General features: G+C 65.5%; 13 protein-coding genes and 1 tRNA gene. 7 read left to right on the forward strand and 7 right to left on the reverse strand.

Annotation, left to right across the window (positions count from 1 at the left end):
• The first annotated feature begins 38 nt into the window (after nt 1-38).
• From IPP28_08865 to IPP28_08875, 3 genes are read left to right on the forward strand one after another with little or no spacing between them, the layout of a single operon-like run.
• Entirely contained in the window at nt 39-1,367 is a 1,329-nt protein-coding gene (locus IPP28_08865) for a hypothetical protein (GenBank protein MBL0041137.1), read from the forward strand.
• On the forward strand, nt 1,279-2,274 hold the full coding sequence (locus IPP28_08870) for a zinc ABC transporter substrate-binding protein (protein MBL0041138.1): 996 nt from the start codon (nt 1,279-1,281) through the stop codon (nt 2,272-2,274). The genes IPP28_08865 and IPP28_08870 overlap by 89 nt, the downstream gene beginning before the upstream one ends.
• The gene (locus IPP28_08875) at nt 2,271-3,068 is read left to right on the forward strand and encodes a metal ABC transporter permease (GenBank protein MBL0041139.1); all 798 of its coding nucleotides are present in this window, start codon (nt 2,271-2,273) and stop codon (nt 3,066-3,068) included. Before IPP28_08870 ends, IPP28_08875 begins: the two co-directional genes overlap by 4 nt.
• A gap of 14 nt (nt 3,069-3,082) precedes the next feature.
• On the opposite strand, the gene IPP28_08880 is transcribed toward IPP28_08875, so the two are convergent.
• Nucleotides 3,083-3,934, reverse strand: a complete 852-nt coding sequence (locus IPP28_08880; protein MBL0041140.1) for a hypothetical protein — start codon at nt 3,932-3,934, stop codon at nt 3,083-3,085.
• A 4-nt stretch (nt 3,935-3,938) separates the two neighbouring features.
• Complete coding sequence (locus IPP28_08885; protein MBL0041141.1) at nt 3,939-5,450, reverse strand: aminotransferase class III-fold pyridoxal phosphate-dependent enzyme; 1,512 nt, start codon at nt 5,448-5,450, stop codon at nt 3,939-3,941.
• Nucleotides 5,451-5,665: 215 nt separating this feature from the next.
• Between IPP28_08885 and IPP28_08890 the strand changes: the two genes are divergently transcribed.
• Both IPP28_08890 and IPP28_08895 read left to right on the forward strand, forming a co-directional pair.
• On the forward strand, nt 5,666-6,853 hold the full coding sequence (locus IPP28_08890) for a sensor histidine kinase (protein ID MBL0041142.1): 1,188 nt from the start codon (nt 5,666-5,668) through the stop codon (nt 6,851-6,853).
• Nucleotides 6,850-7,452: a response regulator transcription factor gene (locus IPP28_08895; protein ID MBL0041143.1), complete on the forward strand. Its 603-nt coding sequence runs from the start codon at nt 6,850-6,852 to the stop codon at nt 7,450-7,452. Before IPP28_08890 ends, IPP28_08895 begins: the two co-directional genes overlap by 4 nt.
• A gap of 3 nt (nt 7,453-7,455) precedes the next feature.
• Here the strand turns inward: IPP28_08895 and IPP28_08900 are convergent, their stop codons facing one another.
• From IPP28_08900 to IPP28_08920, 5 genes are all read right to left on the reverse strand, one after another.
• Nucleotides 7,456-7,749 carry a DUF4190 domain-containing protein gene (locus tag IPP28_08900; protein MBL0041144.1) on the reverse strand — a complete coding sequence of 98 codons (294 nt, stop codon included), beginning with the start codon at nt 7,747-7,749 and terminating at the stop codon, nt 7,456-7,458.
• A gap of 47 nt (nt 7,750-7,796) precedes the next feature.
• Entirely contained in the window at nt 7,797-8,624 is an 828-nt protein-coding gene (locus tag IPP28_08905; GenBank protein ID MBL0041145.1) for a hypothetical protein, read from the reverse strand.
• A gap of 127 nt (nt 8,625-8,751) precedes the next feature.
• Complete coding sequence (locus IPP28_08910; protein ID MBL0041146.1) at nt 8,752-10,290, reverse strand: aldehyde dehydrogenase family protein; 1,539 nt, start codon at nt 10,288-10,290, stop codon at nt 8,752-8,754.
• A gap of 27 nt (nt 10,291-10,317) precedes the next feature.
• Nucleotides 10,318-10,394: transfer RNA gene (locus tag IPP28_08915), tRNA-Arg, on the reverse strand.
• Between the two features lie 59 nt (nt 10,395-10,453).
• Nucleotides 10,454-14,575: a hypothetical protein gene (locus tag IPP28_08920; protein MBL0041147.1), complete on the reverse strand. Its 4,122-nt coding sequence runs from the start codon at nt 14,573-14,575 to the stop codon at nt 10,454-10,456.
• A gap of 108 nt (nt 14,576-14,683) precedes the next feature.
• Between IPP28_08920 and IPP28_08925 the strand changes: the two genes are divergently transcribed.
• A complete protein-coding gene (locus IPP28_08925) occupies nt 14,684-15,433 on the forward strand; it encodes a sulfurtransferase (protein MBL0041148.1) in 750 nt (249 codons plus the stop codon).
• A gap of 34 nt (nt 15,434-15,467) precedes the next feature.
• Entirely contained in the window at nt 15,468-15,983 is a 516-nt protein-coding gene (locus tag IPP28_08930) for a DUF1993 family protein (protein MBL0041149.1), read from the forward strand.
• The last annotated feature ends 23 nt before the right edge of the window (nt 15,984-16,006 follow it).

Genomic DNA, 16,006 nt, shown 5'->3' on the forward strand with positions numbered 1-16,006 from the left:
TCAGTCGCCCAACCCTCTGTTTATTGGGACCTTATTGAATGAATCGACGCTTGAGCGTGGCACTGTGGACCCTGATGTTGACGTCGACCGTTTCGGCGGATCCGCCTTCTGCCACGGACATCGATGCGCTGGAAGCGCGTATCCGTGCGCTGGAGGCGAGCAGCGTGGCCTTGCAGGCCCAGACCGCCGAGGCCCTTGCGGCGTTGGCGCAAGCGCGCGAGCAGATCGCGGTTCTGCAAGCCGCACCGACTCCGCCGGCCACTTCGGAGGTGGCGGTTGTCGATGCGGGTGCGGCTGCCAGTGCCAATGCCTTCAATCCGGCCATCAGCATCATCCTCAATGGGGGCTATGCCCATCACTCGCTGGATCCGGCCGACTACGCGCTGGCCGGCTTCGCGCTGGCGGGCGAGGGTGGTCCCGGTGCGCAGGGGCTGTCGCTGGGCGAAAGCGAGATCTCCTTCGCCGCGAACATCGATGAAAAATTCTATGGCCAGGTCACGCTCGCCGTGGAGAGCGAGGATGGTGAGGACGGCGTCGGCGTCGAGGAGGCCTACATCGAATCGACGGCCCTGCCGGATGGCCTTACCGCGCGCGCCGGGCGGTTCTTCTCGAATATCGGCTACCTGAATACCCACCACGCGCATACCGACGCATTCTCGGATCGGCCATTGGTCTATCAGGCCCTGCTCGGCAATCAATACGCGGACGATGGCGTGCAATTGCGCTGGATCGCGCCCACCGAGGTCTACCTCGAACTCGGTGGCGAAGTGATGCGTGGCCAGTCGTTCCCGAGTGGCGGCGCGGCCAACGCGGGAACCGGCGTGCGCACCCTGTTCGCGCATGCCGGCGGCGATGTCGGCGACGCGCATTCCTGGCTGGCCGGGGTCTCGGTGCTGGATGCGAGCACCGCGGCGGGCGAGGATGGCTTCAGCGGCGACAACCGCATGTATATCGCCGACTTCACCTGGAAATGGGCCCCGAACGGCAACACCCGTGATGGTGGCCTGACCCTGCGCAGCGAATATCTGCGCGACCAGCGTGACGGGCGTCTCATCGACACCGAACAGGGCACGGACGAGGTATGGGAAGGCCGACGCGATGGCGCCTATGTCGAAGGCGTGTGGCGCATCAATCGGCAGTGGGACGCCGGCTATCGCTATGACCGACTCCGGGCCGACGACCACGGCCCCTACGCCAGTGACGTCGATCCGGTGCGCCACAACCTGATGCTGACTTGGCGCAACAGCGAGTTCAGCTTGATCCGCCTGCAGTACAGCCATGACGAGCCTGCGCCCGATCTGCGCGACAACGCCATTTCGCTGCAATACCAGGCCGCACTGGGCGCGCACGGCGCGCACAAATTCTGAGGTTCACGATGCCCATCCGTCCGTTGTTGTTGCTGTGCCTGCCGCCACGTGCGCGTTTCCGGCATCGGCCAAGATTCGCGTGTTCGCTTGCGAGCCCGAGTGGGCGGCGCTGGTGACCGAGTTGGCCGGCGATGCCGTCGATCTCGATGTCGCGACGTCGGCCCTGCAGGACGTGCATCAGATCGAGGCCAAGCCGAGTCTGATCGCGAAGTTGCGACGTGCCGACGTGTTGGTCTGCAGCGGCGGCGGGCTCGAAGCAGGCTGGTTGCCGCAGCTGATTCGTCAGGCCGGCAACGCCCGGGTCGCGTCCGGCAATGGCGCCTTCATGGCGGTCGCGCAGGTGAACACGCTGGAGCGACCGAGCCAGCTCGATCGTGCCGCGGGCGACGTGCATCCGGAAGGCAATCCGCACATCCAGATGGACCCGCATCGGGTATTGCAGGTGGCCAAGGCGCTGGCGCTGCGACTGCAGCAGGTCGATCCCGCCAACGACGCCATCTACACCCGACGTCTCGGCGACTTCGGTACGCGCTGGAGCGCCGCGATCCTGCGCTGGCAGGAGCGCGCGGCGCCGCTGCGCGGGCGCAACATCGTCGTTCACCACAAGAGCTGGGTCTATCTCGAAGAATGGCTGGGCCTGAAGGAAGTCGGTGCGCTGGAAGCCAAGCCCGGAGTGCCGCCGACCAGTGCCCATCTGTCGAGCCTCGTTGCCACCACGCAGGGCAGCAATACGCTCGCGATCGTGCGCGCCGCCTATCAGGACGCGAAGGCGAGTCACTGGTTGTCCGAACGCACCTCGGTGCCGGCGGTGAGCCTGCCGTTGACGGTCGGTGGTGACGAACGCTCGCGGGATCTGTTCGGCCTGTTCGATTCGACCATCGACCTGCTCCTCGGGGCGGCGAAGTGAGTTTTTCGCTCGAAGGTCTTGATCCGAGCATCCTCGGTCCGGCGGCCCTGGCCGGACTGATCGTGCTGTCCACGCATGTGCCGCTCGGCCAGCGCGTGCTGGCGCGCGGCATCATCTTCATCGATCTTGCGATCGCGCAGATCGCCGCACTCGGGGTGATCCTGGCGCAGTTCCTCGGCGTCGACGAGCAGAGCGCGACGGTGCAGGTCGCCGCAGCCACGGCGGCCTTGCTGGGCGCGGCCTTGTTGAGCTGGACCGATCGGCGCTGGCCGGACTATCAGGAGCCATTGATCGGCACGCTGTTCGTGCTGGCCGCGACCGGCGGACTGTTGCTGCTCGCGAACAATCCGCAGGGTGGCGAGCATCTGAAGGACTTGCTGGTCGGGCAGATCCTGTGGGTGAGCTATGCGCAGTTGTGGCCGGTGGCTTGCCTGTCGATCGTCATGATCGGCGTCCTGTGGTGGCAACGCGAACGCATGGCCGGCTGGCTGTTCTACGCGCTGTTCGCGCTGGCGGTCACCGCATCGGTGCAACTGGTCGGGGTATATCTGGTGTTCGCGAGCCTGATCGTGCCGGCCCTGGCCACCGCCGGCATGAGCGGACGGGCGCGCCTGGTCGCCGGGTATCTGATCGGAGCGCTCGGCTATGCCAGCGGACTGGCGTTCTCCGCGGTATTCGACTTGCCGAGCGGCGCCTTGATCGTCTGGACGCTGTGCGCCACGGCCGTGCTGGCCCAAGTGGTGCCGCGCATCCGCCGCTCGCATCCCGCGCAGCACGAGCAGCCCTCGTTCTGATCCGGAGCTGCTGCTCAGCCGATCTCGATGTGATCCATGCCGTGGTAGCGGTTCACTGCCATCACCGCCTCGTGCACGAGTGGCGTCAGTGCCGGCGAGAACAGGTGGGCGCGATCGACCTGTTCCATCCAGCCGAAGATGCAGTGGCGCAGGTGTTCCTCGGTCCGGGCGTTCGCGAGTGCATCGATCAGCAGCTTGCGGAATTCGCTGCTGGTCGGTACCGAGCCGAGCGCATCGAACAAGGCGGCGAATGCGGCGAACATCTCGCGCGCGTCCAGACCGAATCCGAATTCTTCCGGGCGATAGTCGAAACGACCGCCCGAAGCATCGGCCCAGATCCGGTAACTGACGTGCGCGAGCGGGTGATAGAGCACGTCTTCGCTGATCAGCACCAGCAGCAGCTGTTTCGCGTTCGCCTTGACGCTGCCGGCAGAGGTGCTCCAGAGATGCGTCTGGATGAACTGGAACAGTCGCGTCTGGTCATGGAAATCGGCAAGCTGCAGCTGATCGACGACCAGCACGACCCGCTCGCCTTCGCTGAACGCGCAAGCTTCGGTCAACGCGCGTTCGAACGCGGTCGGCGGCAATTCCTGCGGGCCATCGCCAGTGGTGCCGTCGTCATGCGTGGTGATGATGATCGGCGCCGCTGGCGGTTCCGGTTGCGCGAAGTCGTGATAGACGATGCGCGGATACTCGAGCGCTTGCGCGAGTGCATTTGCGAGCGCGGTCTTGCGCCGGCCCGACTCGCCGGCGATGTGCAAGGTGCGCAGATGCGCGACGTCGGCGCGCATCAGGCAGTCGATCTGGAAACCGTAGTCGTCGTTCGACTCGAAGCCGAACTCGGCGAGGCGGCGGCGCAGGCTCAAAGGCTCAAGCCGCCTCGGCCTTGGGTGCTGCCACGGCGATGCGCGGACCATTCACGAGCGCATCGCGGACACCGGCGACGATCAGGTCGACTTCGTCGCTGGTGATCGTGAACGGTGGCGTGAAGCGCAGGGAATTGGTGCCGCCGTGGATCACGCCGAAGCCGCGCTCACGCAAGTATTCCTCGGTGCTGCCGGTGCCGTAGCACTTGAAGTCCTTCGACAGTTCGGCCGAAAACAGCAGGCCGGTGCCCTGGACATTGGTGATCAGGCCCGGCAGTTCCTTCGCCAGCTGCTCGAACTTCGCGATGAATTCGCGGCCGCGCTCGACGATGTTCGCGCGCAAAGCCGGTGTCAACGCGTCGAGCACCGTGCTGGCGACGTCCATCGCGCGCGGATTCGTGGTCATGGTGTTGCCGTAGATGCCCTTGCGATAACACTTCTCGGCACGCTCGCTGACCGCGAGCACCGACAGCGGATACTGGCCGGCATTCAGCGCCTTCGAATAGGTTTCCATGTCCGGTGCGTCGAGACCGGCGAATTCCGGGTAGTCGACGACCGAGAGATGGCTGGTCGTGCGGATGCCGGCCTGGATCGAATCCATCAGCAGCAGGGTATGGTGCTTGCGGGTGAGTTCGCGCGCAGCAGCGTAGAACGCACGCGGCACCGCACGACCGGGATTGCCTTCGCCCATCACCGGTTCCATGAACATGGCTTCGATGTGCACCTGCTCGCGCGCCGCGTCTTCGAACGCCTTGTGCAGCGCGTCGACGTCGTAGGGCTCGACAGTGATGATGCTGGATTCGTGATGCTTGAAGCTGGCGAGATGGGTGGCATAGGCCTTGCGCGACGAATCGGAGTACAGCATCGGCAGTTCGGTGCGGCCGTGGAAGGCACCCTTGACGGCGATGCGCTTGACCTTCCAGCCGGCATGCGGTGCGCCCGGATCGGTCATCAGTTTCGTGTGCACGTCGGCGATGCGGCCGGCCAGCGACACCGATTCGGAACCCGAATTCAGGCACAGGAACTTGCTGTACGGACAGCCGCCGCGGGTGTGGCCGATTTCCTTGCGCAACGCGCGCGTCAGGCGCAGTTGCGACAGGCTCGGCGTCATCACGTTGGCCATCACGTGCGGCTGGCCCATCGCATTCAGCACTGCTTCCGGCGCATGGCCGAAGCCGAGCATGCCGTAGCCGCCGGAATCATGGACCACGGCGCCTTTCAGCGTGATCAGCCACGGACCGCGTGCTGCGATGGCGAGGTACGGGTTGACGTTGTCGTCGGCGTAGAAGTTCACGAAGCCTTCCTGCACCGCCAGCATCTGTGCGGCCTCGTCCATCGCGACGATGTCCGGGAAATCGGCCTGGATCTGCGCGAAGCGGGCGTACGCGTCATCGACGGCCGTGACCAGTTCCGGGAAGCGCACGGCGAAGCGCTCGATGATCGCGTCGGACAAACCGGTGGTGCGGGCTTTGCCGCCGGCCTTGCGCAGGACATTGAGTTTCTCGACGAGCTTCATGATTGCCTCCAGCCAGACGCGTCTAGGCTTTTCAAATCAAAGGGTTGAAATGCAAGGCGGGCAGGATACCAGCGCCGTTTTGACGCCGTAACCCCCGCCGTTTGAACGCCCGCGATCTGACAGCTGTCAAACCGGGCGTTTGACGCTTGGCCGGCTGGCCCGCAGCGGGTCGTCGCTATCATCCCCGGGCCGGACCGGGCGGCGGTTGGAAGCGAATGACGGGCAGAATGATGGGCAGGATGCGCTGGTCGGACATCGAGACAGGACTGCGCGCGCGTTTGCTGCCGCCGGTGATCCCGCCGGGCGCGATGCCGTTTTTTTCCTTGTCCTATCTGCTGATGCTGCTGTTCCCGGCCTTCATGCCGCGGTTTCCGAGCGTGAACTGGACGGTCACGGCGGCATCCATGCTGGTGTTCCTGCCGATGTATTTCGGCTTCTACTGGCTGCGCGGCTGGCGGCGCGTGGCGACACTCATCGGCATGATCGCGTTGGCACTGGCCATCCTGCCGGCGAACTTCTTCGCGAACACCTATGTCATCTACGCCTGCATCCTCGCGGCTCACCTCAGCATGGTCGAGATGTTGTGCGTCTTCGTCGTCGCGAATGCGGCACTGACCGGAACGGTCTTCGCCCTGGGCGGGCCGGCGACGACGATCGGTCTGATCAATGTGCTGTCGGGCGGCATGGCCATGTTCGGCTGCCGCGCCTGGTACCAGAACGCGCGCAAGAACCAGGCGCTGAAGCTGTCGCAACTCGAGGTGCAGCGCATCGCCGCGCTGGCCGAGCGCGAACGCATCGGTCGCGACTTGCACGATCTGCTCGGGCATACGCTGTCGGTGATCGCGCTGAAGTCCGAGCTCGCGGCCAAGTTGATCGATCGCGACATCGATGCCGCACGGGTCGAGATCAAGGAAGTCGAACGCGTCACCCGCCAGGCCTTGTTCGAGGTGCGCCGTGCCGTGACCGGCATGCGTGCGCACGGTCTGTTGGCCGAGCTCGCGAGCGGTCGTGCGGCTCTGGCGTCGGCCCAGGTCCATTTCGACTACCAGGTGCAGCCGCAGGATCTGCCGACGCAGACCGAGAACGTGCTCGCGATGTGTCTGCGCGAGGCGGTCACCAACATCATCCGCCACGCCCATGCGCGCCGTTGTCATGCGCGACTGGACTGCGCCGAGGCGCGTGTCGTGCTCGAAATCAGCGACGACGGTGTCGGTGGCGTGCGTGCCGAAGGCAATGGCCTGAGCGGCATGCGCGAACGCATCGAAGCCGCCGGTGGCCGGCTGCTGGTGGAATCTCCCAAGGAGGGTGGCACGCAGTTGCGCATCGAGTTGCCGATGACCTTGCCCGAGCCCGAGCACGCATTGAATGCCGCGCGCCATCTCAAGCTGGTGGCCTCGCGATGATCCGCGTCGTCATTGCCGAGGATCAGGCGATGGTGCGTGGCGCACTTGCAGCCTTGCTCAGACTCGAATCGGACATTGACGTGGTGGCCTGCGCGGGCGATGGCGAGGAAGCGTGGGAGATCACCCGCCGGCTGCGCCCGGATGTATTGGTCACCGATATCGAAATGCCGAAGCAGACCGGCTTGGAACTGGCCAAGAAGGTGATCGACACCGGCATGCCGTGCAAGGTGGTGATCCTGACCACGTTCGCGCGACCGGGTTACCTGCGGCGTGCGCTCGATGCCGGCGCCAGCGGCTATCTGCTCAAGGATTCACCGGCCGACAAGCTGGCTGACGCGCTGCGCAAGGTGCACCGCGGCGGCCGTGCCGTCGATCCCGAACTCGCACTTGATGCCTGGAGCGAAGCCGATCCGCTCAGCGACCGCGAACGCCAGGTGTTGCGTCTCGCGGGTGAAGGCGTGGCCGCGAACGACATCGCCGAACAGCTCGGCCTGTCGCATGGCACGGTGCGCAACTATCTGTCGGAAGCCATCGGCAAACTCGGCGTCGAAAACCGCATCGAGGCCTACCGCATGGCGCGGCAGAAGGGCTGGCTGTAACGCTCAGGCCTGGGCAGCGGCAAAGCCGAGGAAGGCCGCCAGCCCGCCGAACAGGAGCACGATCAGCAGCAGGAGCAACAGGCTCATGGCGAGCTGGAGATAGCCGAGAATCATGCCGGCGATGGCCATGTCGTCGCCGATGAATGCACCACTGGATTCGCGGATCTCGCGACGGGCGATATGCCCGCAGACGACCGCGGCGATGGCGCCGACCACCGGCAGCATGAACCAGGCGGCCACCCCGAACACGAGGCTGAGGATGGCATTGGTATTGTGCGGGCGGGTCGGTGTGGTCATGTCGACAGCTTACGGGTTGTGCCTGAAACGACAAGGGTCGCGGAGACTCAACGGACCTGCTTGCAGTTCTCCAGCCAGACCATCTTCTTGAAATCGTCGTAGCGATGGAACGACCCCTTGAAGGTCACCGACTGGCCTTCGCGCATGGTCAGGACCCAGGCCAATTGGTTCGGGCGGAACAGGCAGGCGACGCCGACGCGAAACTGCGCCTGTCCCGGCAGCGGCTTCAACAGCAATTCGCCCATTTCAGGGATCTCGAACGCGACGTTGTAGTCCTCGCCGTCCTCCATGATGTGCTCGATGCGCCCCTTCAGCGCGTAAGAACGACCCTTGTGACGCGCATTCACCGCGACCGCATTCTTGTTTGCTTCGTCCGCGATCTCGCGCGAGAACACGAAGACGTCGCGGGTCGTCGTGTCGTCGCTGTTTTGCTGCCCGGCGCCGCTGGCTCCGGCGACGCGACCGGCTTCACCGCCCTGCAATTTCGCGAGCAGCTCGCACAGATAGGTCCGCATGGTGTCGGCCTTCGCGAGCATGCCTTTCTCGGTCTTCACCAGCATCTCGACGCGCGCGTTCGCACCCTCTTCGCTGACCGTGACGATGGTCGGAATGGCGCGGGTCGCACCGGTCGCGCGCTGTTCGGCCAGCATCGTGCCGGTCTCGGCATCCTCGGTGAGCACGTCCATCTTTTCGGCGATCAGGATGCCGCGCATCTGACCGAGCGCACTCGCGGCGTCGAGATCGGCAACGGTGACATGGCTGCCGAAATTCGTGCCGGTGAAGGCGTTGCCGGATTTGGCGAAGTTGGACTCGCACTCGTTCGCGAACAAGCTGGACGAGGCGATCACGAGCGTGGCGGCGGCAATCAGACGCATGGACTCACTGGCTCCCTGTGGGCGCGCCCGGGACGCGGGCGAAGTCGGCGATGCTCGCGAAAACGAACGCCCGGGCGCAAGGCCCGGGCGTCATGGTGCGGTTGCACTTGAAGTGCAATCGCGACGATCAGAACTCGAACTTGATGCCCTGGGCCAGCGGCAGCGAATCGGAGTAGTTGATGGTGTTGGTCTGGCGGCGCATGTAGGCCTTCCAGGAATCCGAGCCGGATTCGCGACCGCCGCCGGTTTCCTTTTCGCCGCCGAACGCGCCGCCGATTTCCGCACCCGAGGTACCGATGTTGACGTTGGCGATGCCGCAGTCGGAGCCGGCGGCCGACAGATACTGCTCGGCGATCTTGACGTTCTGCGTGAAGATCGACGAGGACAGGCCTTGCGGCACGCCGTTCTGCATCGCGATCGCATCATCGATGCCCTTGAACGGCATCACGTACAGGATCGGCGCGAAGGTTTCGGTCTGCACGCACTCATCCGAATGCTTCACGCCGGTGATGATGGTCGGCAACACGAAATTGCCCGGGCGGTCGGTGAGTGCAGCGCCGCCGGTCTCGACCTTGCCGCCATGCGACTTCGCCAGTTCGATCGCGGCGAGGTAACGCTTCACCGCCGACTGGTCGTTGAGCGGACCCATCAAGGTCGTGGCCAGGGTCGGATCACCGATCTTGCTTTCGACCTGCTTGTAGGCCTTGACCAGCGTGTTCAGCACATCGTTGTAGATCGATTCGTGCACGAACAGGCGCCGCGTCGTCGTGCAGCGCTGGCCGGCCGTGCCGACGGCACCGAAGACAATGCCCGGGATCGCGATTTTCAGGTCCGCCGATTCGTCGAGGATGATGGCGTTGTTGCCGCCGAGTTCGAGCAGTGAGCGGCCCATGCGCTGGGCCACGCGCTCGCCGACCAGACGACCGACCTGGGTCGAGCCGGTGAAGCTGATCAGCGGAATCCGGTGGTCGTCGACAAACTTCTGCGCGATCTGCGTGCCGGCGTCGTTGAACAGGTAGAACAGGTCCGGGAAGCCGCCGGCCTTCAACGCGTCGTTGCAGATCTTCATTGCCGCGATCGCCGACAGCGGCACCTTCGGGCTCGGCTTCCAGATCGAGATGTCGCCGCAGATCGCCGCGATGAACGAGTTCCAGGCCCACACCGCGACCGGGAAGTTGAACGCGCTGATGATCCCGACCATGCCGATCGGGTGCCACTGCTCGTACATGCGGTGGCCCGGGCGCTCCGAGTGCATGGTGTAGCCGTACAGCTGGCGCGACAGGCCGACGGCGAAGTCGGCGATGTCGATCATTTCCTGCACTTCGCCATCGCCTTCCGGCTTGATCTTGCCCATCTCGAGCGCGACCAGCGAGCCGAGCGCATCCTTGTGCTTGCGCAAGGCTTCCCCGCACAGGCGGATCGCTTCGCCGCGTTTCGGTGCCGGCGTCGTGCGCCAGGTCTTGAAGGCTTCCTGGGCGCGCTGGACGATCGTTTCGTAGTCGCTGATCGAGCTGGCATGCACGCGCGAAATCACTTCGCCGGTACTGGGATTGATCGGTTCGAGCACGCCCGCGTCCTGGGTCCCGGCCCATTCGCCGTGGCCGAGGTAGGTGCCGGAATTGTCGGCGCTGAGGCCAAGCGACTTGAGAATGTCGTGTGCGGACATGGAAGACTCCAGAAAGGAAACGAACGATGGCGGCCCCGACACGATTCGAACGTGCGGCCTCGCCCTTAGGAGGGGCGCGCTCTATCCAACTGAGCTACGGGGCCGGTGCGGCCCCGAATTCTAGCGGCATGCCGTTCCTGGGTCGATCCGATCGCGCCGGCGCCTATTCGAAGCCGTCACCGAACAGCTCGATGGCGGTCAGCGTGAGTTCGACGTCACCGATGTTGTTGACGTCACCGGCAGCGACGTGCAGGCCGCCGCGCGTGGTCGTCTGGTACAGCGGGTGCGAAAACTCGAGCGTGTAGTCGCCGGGTTCGAGATCGGGCAAGTTGAACATCCCATTGCTGCCGTCGAACACGCGCACATGCGGGCCGGAGGCATTGACGGCATCGCGGATGAACACGAGGTCCAGCGGCTGGCCATTGCCGACGACGCGACCGACGATTCCGCCGACGCTGTTCGCAGCGACCAGCTCGATGTCGTCGACATAGAACTCGGATTCATTGTCGGCGGCGTCGCGCAGTTGCAGTTGCACGCGGATCATCGACGGGCGCGGCAGGGCGGACACATCCATGCTGTAGGTCGGCGCATACGGGATCCAGCCGGTGTCGCTGCCGTCCGGCAGGCGCAGGCGCATTTCCGCGCCGACCGGGCTTTCCTTGTCGAATTCGATGTGCGCACCGATCAGCGACTTGCTGGTGCGCGGGGCACCGCCTTCCAGCACGATTGAACCATTCGGCGCGGTCATGTCGGCCTTGCCGATCGCACAGAACACATCGCTGGCGGCGCCGGTACGTCCGTCCGCGGTCTGCGGAATCAGCTGGTAGCAATACGTCTCGCCGTCGACGCGGGCGCCGAGCACATGGCGGCCATGCGCCGCGTCGGTATCGATGACTGCGGCGGTATTGCTGAGGATCAGGGTGCCGGGGCCGGACTTCACGATCGCCCGGTCGTAGCGCGGGTCGGTGTCGAAACGCAGCACATGGGCATTCGCCGGCAGCGGCGCCTCGTCTTCGTGCTGGCTGAGCTGGGTCAGCACTTCGGCATGGCTGATGCGCGGCAGCGCGTCGTCGTCCGGACGCATCGGGTTCGCGCCCGCCGCAACCTCGGAGCCGTCGGTCTCGCCGCCCTCGTCGGTGTCGACCGAGCAGGGGTCGGTGCCGTGCAGGCGTTCCTGTGCGGTGCTCAGTCCGTCGCCATCGGCATCGATGCCGGCGCTCGCCGTCGTGGTCGTCGGATCAAGGCAGGCATGCGCGGCCTCGTAGCGATCGGGCAGCGTGTCGCCATCGGTGTCGGTCGCGGCATTGCGCACCGCGAAGCTGGTGGTCGTGCGCTGCACGACGCTGTCGGGGCCGTATCGGGTTTCGAGCACGACGCGGTAGCTGCCGCGCACGCCGGGTTGCAGCGGATCATCGGGCAGGCCGGTCGGCGCGCCCTGGGTGCTCAGGTCGAGGTTGGCGAAGGCGGTGTCGAAGGCTTCCGGATTGAAGGCATCGGCGTTCACGCGCGGCTGCATCGGCGTCTCGACCACGAAGCCGTCCGGGCGTTCGACGCGCAGCAGGAAGCTGATGTCGTTCATCGACACCTTGCCCGCGCCATGGCCGCCGCCCTGGGCGGCATGGGCTTCGACCGGCTCGCCGAGTTCGAAACTGTCGAGCGGCGAACGGTCGTGTTCGGCGCGCGCGAACCGCAGCACCTGCGAGGGCGCCCGATGCTCGTCGACGATGACCCGCAGCGCGAGGTCGCTGCTGCCACCGGCCGAGCTGCCGACGAGGTCGATACGCCAGTCGCCGTTCGGGCCGCTGGCAAGCTGGAACACGCGCTCGCGCGGCGTGTCGACGATCGCGACGCCCGCACCGGACACGACTTCGCTGCCATCGGGGCGGAACAGGCGGATGCTGGTCGGCATGGTCGAGGCGGCGCTGCGCTGCACGCTGAAGTGCAGGGCGCCGGTATCGTTCAAGTAGGTGTCGTCGAGCAACAGGTGGGTCGACTGCGTCGTACCGGCCGGCACCTGCACCTGACGGGCCAGCAGCACGTGTTCGCGCGTCTGCGTCGCGTGCACGGCTTCGGCAGCGAGGTCCAGGGCGTCGCTGTCGACGCCGGTAGCGCCGACCGGAATGAAGTGGAAGTCGCCGCTGGCGGCGCGTGCAAAGGCATCCCACATGGGCTGGTCGGACTTGTTGCCGAGTGCCATGACGGCGATGCGCACCTTCTGGATCGCCTGCAGCAGCAGGGCGGTCGGCTCGCCTTCGCCTTCGCCGCCATTGGTGATCAACAGGATTTCGCGCGGACCGCTGACCCCCGCCGTGTTGAACTGGGTCAAGGCCAGACGCACGCCGTCACCCGGCGCGCCCTTCGGATTCGCGGTCGGCGCCAGTGACGACAGCACCGATTCCAGGCTGGCGCGATGGGCGCTGCTCAACGGTGCCAGCGGCAGCAGCACGCTGGCATCGAGATCGGGTTCGACCCCGTTGCCGTAGTGCGCGATCAGCGAAAACATCGTGCTCGACGACATCCGCGCTGCGGCTTCGCGCACCTTCTGGATCGCCGGCAACAGCAGGCCGACCGGGTCCATGTCGCTGGACAGATCGAGGATCACGGTGACCTGGCGGGTCTGGGCACCGCCCACCGCATTCGCGATCGTGGTGGTCTGACCACCGGATTCGACGCTGAGCGCGAAGGGACCCGGGCCGGACAGGGTGGGGTGGCGGAATTGCACGCGATGGCCGTCGCCATCGGGGACGATACTTTCAATCGGCGCGTCGACGCCGCCGACCGCGATCTTCAGGATGCCGAGACCGGGGCGACTCGCAGCGCCATCGCTGCTGCCTTGGCGCAGCTTGATCGTGCCGACCGGCTGCGGGCCGGGTCCGGGTTCGGCCTGGTTGCCGACCAGGGTCACCGACGGCGCCAGCGGTGCCGGCAGGCAACGCATGCGCAGCACGCCGGGATAGGTGCCGTGCCAGCCGGAGACGATGACGAAGCCGCGCGTGTAGGGCTGGAAGCCCGGTTGCACGAAGCTGGTGTTCACCGAAGACGCGCGCCACTTGTAGAGCTTGCGCGGCGATTTGCCATCGGCACCGTTGGTCAGCACCAGGCTGATCAACGCATCCGGCGTCGGGGTCTGACCGCCATTGTTCAAGGGCAACAGGAACTGCGGCTGCACCGAGAACGACACTTCGCGTCCGGCCGGGCAAGCGCTGAGATCGAACACGCTGTAGTCGCCGCCCAGCTGCTGCGCATTCAATGCGATTTGCGCGACGCTGCCATTGGCCGCGACCGTGGCGCTGAAGTCGATGCCGACCGGACCGAAGCTCATCAGGTTGTTCTGGCCGAGCACGGCCTGTTCATCGACGTAGGTGTAGCGCGCGCGCTGTTGCGCCGGAATCGCCAGCACGTTCAGGTCCTTCACCAGATTGGCAATGGTGAAGTCGTGATAGGCATTGGTGAAGCTGTGGGTCGGCGCGAAGATCTGGATGGCCTGGCGCGTGATGTCGGCCGGATTCGGCGCATCGGTGTGGTCCTGCGCGATTTCCCACCAGGCGCGGATGAAGTCGGCGCCGCGGTAGGGTTCCTCGTTGAAGGTGCCGTATTGCTCCATCAAGTAGGTCCAGAACAGCGCGGCGCCGTAGCTGGCCGTCCACAGCGCGCGGTCCGGGTTGTCGAGATAGCTGTCGGCCTCGCCGAGGAAGGGTGCGGCGCAACTCGCACCGGGATTCAGATCGAGGTCGAAATAGATCTTGTCCTGCATCGCGCGCGCCATGCCCTCGCAGACAGTCTTGCCGAAGGTGCCGCCGCAGCCGTTGACCGAGCCGGCGCCCGCATTGATGTAGGCGTATTCGACGTGGTGGAAGAGTTCATGCCCGAGGATCATGCGATTGCACGAGGCCGAGCGGTTGCGGAAGAAGTCGGACGGCATGGTGATCGCCGACGGATTGGCCAGGCCGTTGTCGCAGTCGTCGGCGGCGTTCGCAGGATTGCCGCAGGCCCAGAACGGCACATCGCCCGGGCTGGTGCTGAAGTAGGGCGCGAGGAAGCCGAGATCGACATAACCGTCGTGGTAGCCAAGCGGATTGCCCTGGCTCTCGACGCCGGTGCGGTCGAGCGCGTCGGCATTGCTCTGGATCAGCGCCGGCGGCATGTAATGCACGGAGTAGATGTTGTCGTCGTAGCGCAGCCGGTACAGGCCGTTGTCGCTGTCGATGGTGTCCGGCAGGTTCGGCGGCCCGGCCGATACAGTCATCGCGACAAAGGCGGCGAGGAGAGGGAGGAAGATGCGCATGGCCGTGATCCTGCTGGGAGGGTTACCCGCACATACGGAGCGGACCGCGCCCGCGGATCATGTCGATCCGAGCCGCTATCATCCGCGTCCCGAATGACGTGTCCGATCATGGTTCTGAACCTCGCCGCCTATCACTTCGTCGCGATCGCCGATGCCGATGCGCTGGCCGACCGGTTGCGCGAACGCCTGACCGCAGATGCGCTGCGCGGCACGGTCCTGGTCACGCCCGAGGGCATCAACCTGTTCCTGGCCGGCGCGCCGGATGTCTTGCGGGGTGTCGTGGCATGGTTGCGCAGCGACGCCCGCTTCGCCGACTTGGTCGTGAAATGGAGCGAGAGCGAACACCTGCCGTTCAAGCGCCTGCGCGTGAAGCGCAAGCGCGAGATCATCACCTTTCGCAAGGACGGGCTGGATCCGGTCGCGGCGCGTGCACCGGTGGTCGATCCACCCACGCTGAAGCGATGGCTCGAACAGGGGCGTGACGATGCCGGCCGCGAGCTCGTGCTGGTCGACACCCGCAATGTGCAGGAGATCGATCACGGCACGTTCGAAGGCGCCCTGACCCTGCCGATCGCCAAGTTCACCGAACTCCCGGACGCCCTGGAGCCGCATCGCGAGGCATTGCGCGACAAGACCATCGTCAGTTTCTGCACCGGCGGCATCCGTTGCGAAAAAGCCGCGATCTGGATGCAGCAGGCCGGCTACGAACACGTGCGCCAGCTTGACGGCGGCATCCTCGGCTACTTCGAGCAGGTCGGCGGCTACGGGTATCGCGACCGCTGCTTCGTGTTCGATGAGCGGGTCGCGCTCGATCCGGCCTTGAAACCGCTGCACGACGAACCCATCGCTGCGGTCTGACCGCCATCCGGGTGGTCCGTAACGGAGTTTGCACATGACCATCCAGATCCACGACGCCTCGCTGCCGTACCTCGCCCGCTTCCTGCGCGCGCTCGACCGCATGATCGACAAGGCCGCCGCGTTCGCCGAAGCCAAGCAGGGCAAGTCTGCCGTCAGTGTCGAGGCGTCGCTGATCAACGCCCGCCTCGCGCCCGACATGTTCGCGTTCGCGCGCCAGGTGCAGATCGCGACCGACATGGCCAAGGGTTGCGCCGCGCGCCTCGCGAATGTCGAAGTGCCGAAGTACGACGACACCGAGACCACGTTCGCCGAACTGAAGGCGCGCATCGCCAGGACGGTCGCCTTCATCGAGAGCTTCAAGTCCGACCAGCTCGATGGCGCCGAAGCGCGTACGATCCAGCTCAAGACCGGCGGTCGCGAGGTCACCTTCACGGGCAGCGACTACCTGTTCGGTTTCGTCTACCCGAACGTGTTCTTCCACCTGACCACGGCTTACAACATCCTGCGTCACAACGGCGTGGAACTCGGCAAGATGGACTTGCTCGGCTGAGTCCGAACGGGCCGGGCGGCGTG

The organism is Lysobacterales bacterium, assembly GCA_016721845.1.
In the GTDB taxonomy this organism is placed as follows: domain Bacteria; phylum Pseudomonadota; class Gammaproteobacteria; order Xanthomonadales; family Ahniellaceae; genus JADKHK01.

Bases quoted from the DNA above. Each gene is read 5' to 3' on its own strand.
- IPP28_08865 (MBL0041137.1), top strand. From the start codon at position 39: ATGAATCGACGCTTGAGCGTGGCACTGTGGACCCTGATGTTGACGTCG.
- IPP28_08870 (MBL0041138.1), top strand. From the start codon at position 1,279: ATGACGAGCCTGCGCCCGATCTGCGCGACAACGCCATTTCGCTGCAAT.
- IPP28_08885 (MBL0041141.1), bottom strand. From the start codon at position 5,450: ATGAAGCTCGTCGAGAAACTCAATGTCCTGCGCAAGGCCGGCGGCAAA.
- IPP28_08890 (MBL0041142.1), top strand. From the start codon at position 5,666: ATGACGGGCAGAATGATGGGCAGGATGCGCTGGTCGGACATCGAGACA.
- IPP28_08895 (MBL0041143.1), top strand. From the start codon at position 6,850: ATGATCCGCGTCGTCATTGCCGAGGATCAGGCGATGGTGCGTGGCGCA.
- IPP28_08900 (MBL0041144.1), bottom strand. From the start codon at position 7,749: ATGACCACACCGACCCGCCCGCACAATACCAATGCCATCCTCAGCCTC.
- IPP28_08905 (MBL0041145.1), bottom strand. From the start codon at position 8,624: ATGCGTCTGATTGCCGCCGCCACGCTCGTGATCGCCTCGTCCAGCTTG.
- IPP28_08910 (MBL0041146.1), bottom strand. From the start codon at position 10,290: ATGTCCGCACACGACATTCTCAAGTCGCTTGGCCTCAGCGCCGACAAT.
- IPP28_08920 (MBL0041147.1), bottom strand. From the start codon at position 14,575: ATGCGCATCTTCCTCCCTCTCCTCGCCGCCTTTGTCGCGATGACTGTA.
- IPP28_08925 (MBL0041148.1), top strand. From the start codon at position 14,684: ATGGTTCTGAACCTCGCCGCCTATCACTTCGTCGCGATCGCCGATGCC.
- IPP28_08930 (MBL0041149.1), top strand. From the start codon at position 15,468: ATGACCATCCAGATCCACGACGCCTCGCTGCCGTACCTCGCCCGCTTC.